A 10,889-nucleotide genomic window follows, 5' to 3' on the forward strand; every position below is an offset into this window, starting at 1 on the left:
CTCTGTTGTTCAGGACCTATCATAAATGAATAAACCAGCAATCAAACCTAACAATAAAACCACAGTTGTGACTACTGATGATATTTTAGTCATGCTGTGTAAATCGGTAACCGATGTATTAGCTAATGCCAATGCCAACATGGTGACTTATTCAGCGTTAGTACAAAAAATAACGAAAACCAGCTTAAAACCAGATATTGGCTCATTTGTTTTATTTGATGGCGGTTTTTCGGGTTTAGTTGTGATTAACTTTAGCGCAGCAGCAGCCATTGAAATTTATCAAAGCTATATGACTAACATGGGCATTCCATTATCTGAGCTATCGACTCAGCATACTTCAGATGATGTTGGCAATGTAATGGGTGAATTACTTAACCAAATTTTAGGCGATTTCACCAGCTTAGTAGGTAAAGAGTTACAAACTTCAATTACTCAAAGCCAACCGAAAATGCTAACGGTCAATAAACAACTGATTATTTCTATTGATACTAATTTAGACAGGCCACAAGCCCGCCGCGTTACTTTTACCACCCAAAACGGCAATATTTTTTATTTAGAACTGGCAATGGACAGAACTGAATTTATTAAATTGCACGACTTTGTACCAGAAGAGTTTGATCCAGACGAGATTATTCGTGGTGCAAGTGAACAAGCTAAAACGAATCAAACAGACAACAAATCAGGGCCAGACTTTGATCAAGATTTGTTAGATGAGTTAGGTATTTAATCCCGCTAAACAACTCTGATATACATGAGTTTGGTATTAAGCCAAACTCATCAGACCTTTAATAAAATTCAAATAAACAACTTGTATTTGTCATCATCCTAGCTAGAGTTACTAAAGTTGGTAAGATAAGCTGCAAGGATATGCAATGTTTTCTTTATTAAAATGGATTGACCAAGTCTCCTCACCTAAACCTTTGATTAAAGCCGAGCTGGATAGCAATGAATATTTTGCTGGTCAGGCAATTGGATTAACCATTCGCCTTCATCCTGATCCACACAAAGAGTATGGTTTGATTCAAATCTCTGCAAAATTGATCTGTGAAATCAGCGATCATGATGATAGCTTTGCAAATAAACCTTTTACTCTGGCCGAAAAAACATTAGAGAATCAACTGTTCTTAAATCAGCAGGATACGCAGGATTTTTATCTTTTTCAGTTACCTTTTAACTGTCCTTGTTCTGGTCATTCAGCCAAATTTTCATTGGTGATAACTGCCACCGCAGAAAATAACGAGCAAGAACAGCATACTTACCCAATTAATATTCAATTGCCAGAACTCAGCCAAGCTTTTATCAATACCTTAACGTATTTAGGGTTTGAAGAAGATATGTGCTGGTTTAACCATAACAAATCGTTTGAAAATCATACATTTCCTTATTTGCAAAAATTCAAATATTTAAATGCTACCAACCCGAATTTGCCGGATAAAATGACGGTTATTTTTTATTTTGAAAATTTTAGTGACTATGTGGATATTTATATGCAGGTTCATGCCTCTAACCACAGCTTGCAATACAATATTAGTAATCATAGATTTACCGTTTCGCACCCAAATATTGAAGACAGCGCAGTCGCATTATTAACCTTTTTACAGAATCAATTAACCGAAACTGTTTAAAAACAATTAATTAAGGTTAAAATATACCCGTGCTACCTCAAGATGCATGTTTCAGAGCTATCACAGCGCTTTCAATACAAAACAGATTGGTGAAGGAATGTAGGCCACCTTTCAAACCAATATGATGCAGTAGTGGAAGCGCTGTGAAGCTCCCGAAGGGCCGGGCCAAAAATGCCTGATGCTGCGTCAAATTGTTTTGATGTACGACCGCATGGATGCGGGAGGTAGTATAACGCAGGAGCAGTTATCGAGAATGACTATACCTACAACAATTTGTCTTGCCTCATTCATTTTTTTCTCCGGCTGAAATCAAGCATCTTAAGGTTGCACGGGTATACAATATTAACAAAATCAGAGATATATTGGATTTAGCTTTAATCATGCCGGATATTGAAATTTCCCCCGCGGTTTATCAACTGCCACTTGCTCAATTAAATCAGCATGGCTGGCGTTTACCTGTGGTTATAGCAGGAGAACCAAACTGGCGCGGTAATCAAGCCAATGCCATTTTACAATTATTAACTGGCAAAAATGGACTGGCTTTTAATAGCGAGTTTGGCTCTAACCTAAAACATTACCAGCAATATTTAGGACAAGAATTTGATTTTGTCTGGATTGATAGCCAAAGTGGATTAAACCCAGATGCTATTGCTGCACTTAGCGGTACGATTAAAGCGGGCGGATTATTAATATTAACCGTATCAGCTCAAGTATTAACTGACGATCCGGATATGCAGCGGTTTTTACCTTGGCAAAGTGCTCAAACTCACAACCATAGTTATTTTAATCAACGTCTATTACAGTTAAATCAACAGCTTAATCTCGGCTGTTATTTCAGCCAGCAAACAATCTCGACGGTTCAAGCGCAAAATCAGCTTTATCAAATTGCACCTAACACCCCAAGCTGGCGACAAATAACCGAGCTGACCTGTGAGCAAACCCAAATTATTGAAGCCATTTGCCAGAATCAGCAAGGTCACTTTATTATTACCGCCGACAGAGGGCGTGGTAAATCAGCTACATTAGGTGCGATTGCTGCACAGCTCAATCACCCTAAAAGCTGTCGAATTATCATCACTGCACCAGCCAAAAACTGTGTACAAACTGCGCAGCTTTGGTATCAAAAACGAATCGAAAATCATAACGCTATGAGTTTTTATGCGCCGGATTATTTATTATTAAACCAGCCAGAAACCGATGTATTAATTATTGATGAAGCAGCGGCTATTCCAGCCCAAATTTTGCAGCAATTAGCCAAAATTTACCCATTTATTATTTATGCCACCACAGAACATGGTTACGAAGGTTCGGGCAAAGGCTTTAGCCAAAAATTTATTAATCAGCTCAAATCCGCCAAATACACTTTAGCTGAATTTCGGTTAACGCAGCCGATCCGCTGGGCAGAGCATGATCCGCTCGAAAACTGGCTGAATCAAATTTATTTATTAAATGCTGAGCCCACTGAGGTTAGCTCAGTCACAACCACCAAAATTGAATGGTTAAACAAAAGCCAGCTCAGCCAAAATGAGCCACAATTAACCGCATTATTTGGCTTATTAATCCAAGCGCATTACCGCACAACGCCATCGGATTTACGTTATTTATTAGACAGTCCTGCAATGCAAGTCGCAGTTATGAAGAACCAAGCAGATCAAATTATTGCCGCTTGTATCGTCTCTGATGAAGGGCCACTACCAGATGAACTTGCTAACGATTGTATGCAGGGAAAACGCCGCCCTAACGGACATTTAACTCCGCAGTTAATTGCCGCGCAAACGGGTCATACTGAATTTGCTCGACTAAAAGGCTGGCGTATCGTGCGCATTGCCGTGAGTCCCAAATGGCAACAACAAAATTTAGGTAGTGTATTGATAAAATGGCTTGAACAACAGGCGCAAAATAAACAACTGGATTATGTTTCAACCAGTTTTTCAACCCATGCTAAATTACTCAGCTTTTGGCAAAAAAATCAGTTTCAACTAGTACGCTGCGGTTTAACCGCAGAAACCAATACGGGTTTATTCTCTAGCTTAATGATAATGCCGCTTAATTCGACTAGCCAATCCATTTGTAGTTTGCTGAGCAAACAAAATAAACAACAGCTTAATTATTTATTGCCAACTTTATATCAACATTTGGATTGTGACGTTATCTGGAATTGGCTAAGTATATTGAATAATACATCCGACATAGTGCCAAACGATTCATATTTAGCTGCTTTTATGGATGGTTTTGCTAATGCTCATACTAATTATTTTTCAGCTCAACCTGTGCTGGCAAATTACTGTTTGGCTCATCCTGAAATCATCTTACAAAACTTGTCTCAGTCAGAACGAGCTCTGCTCTGCCGGGCATTATTATCGCAGTGGCCTGTCACCAAAATCTGTAAACAATTTAAGTTAAGTGGAAAAAAAGCCCTAATAAATCAATTAAGAAGTCTATTTTATAGGCTGATAAAATAGACTGAAATTATTGGATATATTGCAATGCCCTACTGGGGTAATCCGTAAAAATAGCGTCTACACCTAAATCCAGCATGGCTTGAATATCTTCGATTTGGTTAACCGTATAAACCCAAACTTCTAATCCTCGCTGATGCGCATCATCAACAAAAGCCTGATCAATAAAATCAATACAGGCATTCACCGAAAAAGCATTTAACTGGCTGGCAAAAGCCGCGTATTCAAGTGGTAAATTTGCCGTTAATGCGCCCAATTTGAGCCAAGGCACTAACTGATTAATTTTGCGTAAACTAAAATGATTAAATGATGAGATAATAAATTGATCTTGCTTAAAATTAAGCTGTTTTAACGCATAATCAATATCCGCCAATACAGCCAATTCGCAATCTGGCGCCTTTAATTCAATGTTAATTAAACAAGCTCCATTAATTAAAGTGAATACCTCTTTTAATGTCGGAACTCGCTGGCCGCCTCCGGCATCTAAAGATTGTAAATAATTAAGGTTAATTTGCTGAGTTAAACCAAGTCCATTTGTGGTTTTTTGCAGCCATCTGTCATGTAAAACCACGGCTGTGCCATCAACCATTTGAATATCTAATTCAATCCCATCAACGCCCGACTCAAGCGCTAAACGAAACGCTGCCAGCGTATTTTCAGGTGCAATTCCACTTGCGCCGCGATGTGCGATAATTTTCAAGGCATAGCTCCTGTATTAACTAACCTAACTCAGTAAAAATAGTACAGTTTAAAATAGTTAACTGAACCATCATAAAAATTACCCCGAACTCTCGAACTAAGGTTAATTATTTTTGTTTATGCACAACCAAAGTTTCGTATATTGCCGCCGAAACAACCAGAGCACCACCCAACATGGTTTGCCAGTTAGGATGCTCAGCTAAAATAATAGCCGCTAAAATCATGCTATATAAAGGGGCTAAACAAGAGACTAAGCTCATGGTTTTGGCCTTCACAAATCTTAACCCACTCACAATTAAAGAATGTGGCAAAGCGGTGAATACAATCCCCAATAAAACCAACAAGCCCCAAGTTGACGCTGAGATTTGCGAGTTAAAATGATGAATTTCAAACGGCAGCAAAACAATTGCAACCACCATAGCCTGAAACATCATATTTTTAGTCCCGCTGTAATGCGAAAATACCCGACTATTCATGATATTACGCGCAGCAAATAACGCGGCTGAAAATACCCCTAACAAAATCCCTAATGTATATTCACTTTTTAAACTAAATTCTGGCACCAGCAAAATAACGCCAATCAAAACAATAAAAGCCATTAACAAATCTTGTCTGGCAATTTTTTGTTTATGCAATAACGGCTCAAATAAAACCACCATAACCGGATAAGTGTATAAAGCAATCACTCCGGTTGCGACAGTTGAATACTGCATCGCTAAAAAATAAGTTACCCAATGCACCGCCATTAAAACGCCTAAAATAATGCCGTTTTTAACGTCTCTGGCATTATTTAATCTTATTTTGCCTTCGGTTGATTTAACCAAAACCATTAAAAATAGTGCAGCAATAACTGAACGGGCAAACGTAATAGCATCACCCGGTAGTGGAATTAATTTGGAAAATAAAGCAGTGCCGCCGAGCAGTAATACGCCCAGATGAATTTGCAGCAGAGCCATTTTTTGCTCTGCTGCCGGTGAAGTTAAAGACATAAATACAGGTTACGACTAAGCGCCGGTGACAGTTGAAATAGTAGCGATAGACTCGCCCAGTTTTACTTTAGCTTCGGCTTTAAAGTAGTGGTCAAACTCGACTGTATTTTCTGGCATCGCCAGAATCACGGTTGAACCAAGTTTAAAGCGACCCATTTCTTGCCCTTTTTTCAAGGAGATCTGATCTTTTCCGCTATAATGCCAAGTAAAACTACGAGAACCAGCCGGCGGCGTAATATTGCCAGCCCAAACGGTTTCAATACTGGCGACTATCATAGCGCCCACCAGCACCATTGCCATTTCACCAAATTCTGTATCAAAAAAGCAAACCAGTCTCTCGTTACGGGCAAATAAACCAGGAACATTGCGAGTTGTCGCCTGATTAACCGAAAATAATTTACCCGGTACATAAATCATTTTAGTTAGCGTACCGTCACATGGCATGTGAATTCTGTGATAATCACTTGGCGATAAATAAATAGTTGTAAACTCACCATTTTGAAACGGTCTGGCATTTTCTTCGTCACCACCTAATAAAGTGGTTAAACTATAATCGTGACCTTTGGCTTGAATCAATGAATCCTGATTAATTTTTGCCGCTTGGCTAACCTCACCATCCACCGGGCTTACCAGAACATTTTCAGTAAAGTCAATCGGCCTGGCATCGGGTTTTAATGCTCGGGTAAAAAACTCATTAAACGATTTAAACTCAGCAAAGTTTTCGATTTGAGCTTCAGATAAATCAATATTAAACGCCCGCGCAAACTGCTTAATAAAAGTTTGACTGATAAATTTATTTTTAGATGCAGCCAGTGAACCAACAATTCTCGACAATGTATGCTGCGGCGTACAATATTGCAGCGCAACTTTAAATTTTTCTAACGACACAAACATTCCTTACTCAATTATCTTTTTAATTATCTGGTTTATCTATTTTGTACGAGGGTTTATTCTCGCTAACGGATTGCAAAATTTTATGGTAATGCTCTAAACGTGATGCCTTAATTTCGCCTTTTTCAACTGCATCTCTTAATCCACATTTAGGATCATCTAAATGTTTACAATCTCTAAATTTACATAAATGACGATATTGCTCAAACTCAACAAACCCATCAAAAATTTCAGCTTCGGTTAAATGCCACAAGCCAAATTCACGTACGCCCGGAGAGTCAATTAAATCGCCACCCGAAGGTAAATGATATAAACGAGCAACTGTGGTGGTATGAGTACCTAAACCAGAATTATCTGAGATTTCATTGGTTAATGCATCAATCTCCGGCAATAAGCGATTCACCAACGACGATTTACCCACCCCAGACTGACCAACTACAATAGAAGTTTGCTCTGCTAAAATTTGCTCAACCTGAGAAACGCCCTCTGCTTGTTTAACACTGAGCCAATAAACCTGATAACCAATGGTTTGATAATAAGCCAGCTCAGCTTCTAATCGTACTCTTTCATCTTGAGTTAATAAATCCGCTTTATTAATTGCAATCACGGGCGTTGCGCCCATATTTTCAACCGCAACTAAATAACGGTCAATAATATGTAAAGATAGCTCAGGGCGAATAGCCGACAAAATAACCACCTGCTCGATATTGGCAGCGACTGGCTTTACACCATCATAAAAATCGGGGCGGGTCAATAAAGATGAACGAGGCTTAACAGCTTCAATTACCCCCTGATTCCCGCTTTCAGCATGGTTTTCACGCCAAATGACTAAATCACCTGCAACTAACGAATCTATGGTTCGACGAATGTCGCAGCGACGCAGCAAACCTTGTTCATCTTCTATGTCTGCATGTTGGCCAAAACGGCTAATAACACGGCCATTTAACGCATCGCCCAACAAACCAGAATCAAACTGAGTTTGTTCAGTTTGATTGATTTTTTTGTTACGATTAGACTTCATTCGTCTAAGTTGTTGTTTAGTTAATTTCGTTTTTTTTGCCACAGTGCTACTTTTAATAAATAATAATTAGATAACTCAAATGAGTCGTTTTTATCTTGCTAAGATACACTGAATTTAGCCTTAGATAAAATTGCGTTTAACCACTTTCTTTATTTGTCTGGTCATTGTACACCAAGCAGTATCAAGAAAGGATGTTGTTTTAGGAAGATATATGTCATTTAGTGAAAATAATCTGGTTTGGCTAGATTTAGAAATGACTGGTTTAGAACCAGACACAGATAAAATATTAGAAATAGCAACCATAGTAACCGACAGTGAACTGAACGTTATTGCCGAAGGCCCTGTTTTTGCCATTCATCAAACCGATGAAGTGCTGGATAATATGAGCCAGTGGTGTATTGATCAACATGGTAAATCAGGCTTAACTCAGCGTTGCCGTGAAAGCGAAGTAGATTTAGCCACCGCTAGCCACAAAACAATAGAGTTTATTGCTCAATATGTTCCCGCTGGTAAATCACCAATGTGCGGCAACAGTATTAGCCAAGACAGACGTTTTATGTTTGTCCACATGCCAGAACTTGAACAGTTTTTCCATTATCGAAACTTGGATGTGAGTACCGTAAAAGAACTTGCCAGACGCTGGAAACCAGACGTACTCAACAGCTTTAAAAAACAAGGCAGCCATTTAGCTTTAGACGACATTAAAGAATCGATTGCTGAATTAACGCATTATAAAGCGCACTTTTTTAAATTTTAAAGACAAAGCTGCAAACAAAAATTTTCCAATTCTACATAAGAGGATGCTTTTAAAATAAGCATCTAAATATCAGAACTCATTGTCATAATTATTCCCGCGCACGATTCAATGGATTTAGGAAGTTGAATAACGCATGGCGCAGCTATCGAGGCGGGAATCTCTCCTTAATACTGTGCAGGTATAACCCAACACCAAATAACATATTTAATGTAAGTTGAATTCACATAAAATCTATTTATCGACTAAACTTATTTTTATAACTCAAATAAACCGGACAAGGTTGCAGTTAACTTTAACACAGGCGGAGTTCTCGCTATGGAACGATACAATATTTTAAAAGTATTGATGTTTGTTGGCTGTTTTCTAGTGGCACACTCTGCTGTGGCCATTGATTTGCAAATCAATCAACCACTTTCCACATTAGATTATTTTCAACTTGATCCAACCCATAAAATAGATGAGAAGCCAGATTTTAAACATAAAAGTAAACTGTACGTGATAGCACAAACCACTCAATATAGTTCAAATCAACAAGCGGGTGTGGGTTATGCTTATTCCATAAACCCCTACTTTACCGTCAAAACCAGTGTCAGTTATCAAAACTATTACCAACAGACGATTTTACCTGGTACACAATTAAATGATTCGGTTGAGCTAGAATCCGGTACTCAAATTGGTTTAAATTCACAAATCCAACTTTACTCTGCTGTTATTTACCGCCTGCCAAAAACATTAAACAATGATCAACTCGGGTTAAAATTATCAGGAGATTATTATTTTAACCGCTATATTTCAGCTGGCATGCATACACAAATCATTGAAGAACAAAATATATATGGTGTACATGGCAGTTTTCATTTTTAAACAAAAATGAAAAATTTCATTCACAAATGACTTGATAATTAAATCTGTTAAGCATTAAGATGCAACTTTACTCTTTATGCCAAAATATTTTTGCATAAATAACAGGACTTTATTTATTAGGGAATTTATATGCACTTTACTGTAAAAACTAGCTTGTGTGCCCTTTCTATTGCTGTTCTTTCTGCCTGTGGCGGTTCTTCATCATCAGAGTCAACACCATCTAAAGCTGAAGTTCAGCAAAAATGTACCAAACAAAACTTACATAGTTTTTGGTACGATACTTTAGAGTTTGAATATTTATGGTTAGATGAATTAGCCAATCCAACTCTTAATTTTTCTGAGTACATAGAAACCAACCACTTACTTTACGATGTATTACCCGCCAGAGATAGGTTTAGTTTTGCACTGCCAACAGATCAATGGAATGCCACCATTTCAGGTGAATCATTCGGTTTTGGAGCCGAATTTGGCCCAGTCGGTAATGAGTTAATTGTTTATCAGGTTTATAAAAACTCCCCAGCTGAAACAGCAGGACTTAAACGGGGCGATAAAATTATAAAAATAGCCGATGTAGATGCACCCACTATTATCGCTTGGTTAAATACTTATAACTCAGAAGCTATTGCTGATCTTTTTGGCCCAGATACCAAAGGGTATAAAGTTAAGTTTCACTGGCAAACACCAACTAATTCAACCAAAGTAGTGGCAATACCAAAAGACGAAATAGATATTAATACAGTCGCACATTATTCAGTGCAAAACACTAACGCAGGGAAAGTAGCTTATTTAGCATTTCCTACTGGCTTTTACCTTAATTCAGCTAAAGAAATAGATGAAGCCTTTGCTTATTTTAAAGCTGAGCAACCAGACCAATTTATTCTGGATTTACGTGATAATGGCGGCGGTTTATTAAGTGTTGCGGCAAGATTATCTTTATATTTAGCAGGCGATAAATTAGGTAAAAACACTTTTTTACAAATTACACACAATTATCGACTAGCTTCGTTTGATAGTGTCTACAGTGCAGATACTATGATAGATCCTGAAAACGGTGCGAGCTATAACACCATACTCCAAAACAGTTTGAATTTAGATAAATTAATTGTATTAACTAATGGCTATACCGCTTCTGCCAGTGAATCTGTAATTAATGGCTTAACGCCTTATTTAGACATTTATCAGATTGGTCAGCGCACTTATGGTAAACCCGTTGGATTTTATGCAAATGATGGTTCCTACGATAAACGTGGCGAAAAAGCTGGTTTTGAGGTATGTAATGAAACCTTACTTGCGCTGAATTTCCAAACCGAAAATGCGAACGGGTTTGCTAATTATATGAATGGCTTACCTGTAAATTGTGCTGTCACCAACGATTACCCCACAGGTGACTGGTCTACGCTTTCAGATCCTGCTCAGATAACCGCGCTGAATTATGCCCAAAATAATAGTTGTATTAGCTCTGCCGCTAAAGGGATAAAAACAAAAAACACATTACAACAAGGTATTAAATATCAAGAGGTTAGTCTACCAGGCATGATTTTAGATAAATAACCTCAACGGGGTAATAAATATGTTCAAACTAAA

10 protein-coding genes are annotated in these 10,889 nt (G+C 38.0%); 6 read left to right on the forward strand and 4 right to left on the reverse strand.

Annotation, left to right across the window (positions count from 1 at the left end):
- Nucleotides 1-25 precede the first annotated feature (25 nt).
- The 3 genes from N7931_RS04230 to N7931_RS04240 all read left to right on the forward strand — a co-directional run bounded on the left by N7931_RS04230 (nucleotide 26) and on the right by N7931_RS04240 (nucleotide 4,087).
- Nucleotides 26-727, forward strand: coding sequence for a DUF3334 family protein (locus tag N7931_RS04230; protein WP_262792161.1), 702 nt, complete (start codon nucleotides 26-28; stop codon nucleotides 725-727).
- A gap of 145 nt (nucleotides 728-872) precedes the next feature.
- Nucleotides 873-1,625 (forward strand): sporulation protein, encoded by a 753-nt coding sequence (locus tag N7931_RS04235; protein ID WP_262792162.1) that lies wholly within the window; start codon nucleotides 873-875, stop codon nucleotides 1,623-1,625.
- Nucleotides 1,626-1,987: 362 nt separating this feature from the next.
- Nucleotides 1,988-4,087 (forward strand): tRNA(Met) cytidine acetyltransferase TmcA, encoded by a 2,100-nt coding sequence (locus N7931_RS04240; RefSeq protein ID WP_262792163.1) that lies wholly within the window; start codon nucleotides 1,988-1,990, stop codon nucleotides 4,085-4,087.
- Between the two features lie 7 nt (nucleotides 4,088-4,094).
- Here N7931_RS04240 and N7931_RS04245 read toward each other — a convergent pair whose 3' ends face one another.
- The 4 genes from N7931_RS04245 to rsgA all read right to left on the reverse strand — a co-directional run bounded on the left by N7931_RS04245 (nucleotide 4,095) and on the right by rsgA (nucleotide 7,726).
- Nucleotides 4,095-4,784 carry a glycerophosphodiester phosphodiesterase gene (locus tag N7931_RS04245; RefSeq protein ID WP_262792164.1) on the reverse strand — a complete coding sequence of 230 codons (690 nt, stop codon included), beginning with the start codon at nucleotides 4,782-4,784 and terminating at the stop codon, nucleotides 4,095-4,097.
- Between the two features lie 106 nt (nucleotides 4,785-4,890).
- Nucleotides 4,891-5,772, reverse strand: a complete 882-nt coding sequence (locus tag N7931_RS04250; protein ID WP_262792165.1) for a DMT family transporter — start codon at nucleotides 5,770-5,772, stop codon at nucleotides 4,891-4,893.
- A gap of 15 nt (nucleotides 5,773-5,787) precedes the next feature.
- Nucleotides 5,788-6,660, reverse strand: coding sequence for an archaetidylserine decarboxylase (gene asd, locus N7931_RS04255; protein ID WP_262792166.1), 873 nt, complete (start codon nucleotides 6,658-6,660; stop codon nucleotides 5,788-5,790).
- Between the two features lie 25 nt (nucleotides 6,661-6,685).
- Nucleotides 6,686-7,726 carry a small ribosomal subunit biogenesis GTPase RsgA gene (gene rsgA / locus N7931_RS04260; RefSeq protein WP_262792167.1) on the reverse strand — a complete coding sequence of 347 codons (1,041 nt, stop codon included), beginning with the start codon at nucleotides 7,724-7,726 and terminating at the stop codon, nucleotides 6,686-6,688.
- A gap of 169 nt (nucleotides 7,727-7,895) precedes the next feature.
- Here rsgA and orn point away from each other — a divergent pair, with 169 nt between their 5' ends.
- The 3 genes from orn (at nucleotide 7,896) to N7931_RS04275 (ending at nucleotide 10,856) form a co-directional block, all read left to right on the forward strand.
- On the forward strand, nucleotides 7,896-8,441 hold the full coding sequence (orn, locus tag N7931_RS04265; RefSeq protein WP_262792168.1) for an oligoribonuclease: 546 nt from the start codon (nucleotides 7,896-7,898) through the stop codon (nucleotides 8,439-8,441).
- 315 nt (nucleotides 8,442-8,756) lie between these two features.
- Nucleotides 8,757-9,305: a hypothetical protein gene (locus tag N7931_RS04270; RefSeq protein ID WP_262792169.1), complete on the forward strand. Its 549-nt coding sequence runs from the start codon at nucleotides 8,757-8,759 to the stop codon at nucleotides 9,303-9,305.
- Between the two features lie 129 nt (nucleotides 9,306-9,434).
- Nucleotides 9,435-10,856 carry a S41 family peptidase gene (locus tag N7931_RS04275; protein WP_262792170.1) on the forward strand — a complete coding sequence of 474 codons (1,422 nt, stop codon included), beginning with the start codon at nucleotides 9,435-9,437 and terminating at the stop codon, nucleotides 10,854-10,856.
- The last annotated feature ends 33 nt before the right edge of the window (nucleotides 10,857-10,889 follow it).

The sequence above is a fragment of the Catenovulum sp. 2E275 genome, assembly GCF_025515275.1.
GTDB lineage: Bacteria > Pseudomonadota > Gammaproteobacteria > Enterobacterales > Alteromonadaceae > Catenovulum.

Excerpts from the sequence above, each read along its gene's own strand:
- N7931_RS04230 (WP_262792161.1), top strand. The coding sequence starts at position 26 with ATGAATAAACCAGCAATCAAACCTAACAATAAAACCACAGTTGTGACT.
- N7931_RS04235 (WP_262792162.1), top strand. The coding sequence starts at position 873 with ATGTTTTCTTTATTAAAATGGATTGACCAAGTCTCCTCACCTAAACCT.
- N7931_RS04250 (WP_262792165.1), bottom strand. The coding sequence starts at position 5,772 with ATGTCTTTAACTTCACCGGCAGCAGAGCAAAAAATGGCTCTGCTGCAA.
- orn (WP_262792168.1), top strand. The coding sequence starts at position 7,896 with ATGTCATTTAGTGAAAATAATCTGGTTTGGCTAGATTTAGAAATGACT.
- N7931_RS04270 (WP_262792169.1), top strand. The coding sequence starts at position 8,757 with ATGGAACGATACAATATTTTAAAAGTATTGATGTTTGTTGGCTGTTTT.
- N7931_RS04275 (WP_262792170.1), top strand. The coding sequence starts at position 9,435 with ATGCACTTTACTGTAAAAACTAGCTTGTGTGCCCTTTCTATTGCTGTT.